At 41.8% G+C, this 292-nt stretch carries 1 protein-coding gene; it reads right to left on the bottom strand.

The window, feature by feature from the left end; translation table 11 throughout:
• A partial coding sequence (locus tag ACVC08_RS00070) for a hypothetical protein (protein ID WP_452600482.1) occupies nucleotides 1-292 on the bottom strand: 292 nt, incomplete at both ends.

Raw genomic sequence — 292 nt, 5'->3', positions numbered from 1 at the left:
AGCATCCCCTAAAGCAGGAGGGCCAGATAGTACAACACTTAAAGCAGGTGTAGTTGCCCCAAAACAAATACTAGGATTGTTAGGATTAGTAGGCGTATCGATAAAAGGACAAGCACAATTAGGCGCAGTAACCATTAAGGTATCTTGACATGATCCATTAACAGCACTAGTTGCAGTAATTGTAATATCCGTTCCAGCAGGAACACCAGTAATAGAGTTCCCAGTAACAGTTCCTGCAGAGGTCGTAATAACAGCAGAAGCAGGAGAAATGCTAAAAGAAACATCGTAAGTT

The sequence above is a fragment of the Pontimicrobium sp. MEBiC06410 genome (assembly GCF_053601615.1).
The sequence above is the reverse complement of the archived record's forward strand: the minus strand, read 5'-3'. Positions and strand labels throughout refer to the sequence as shown.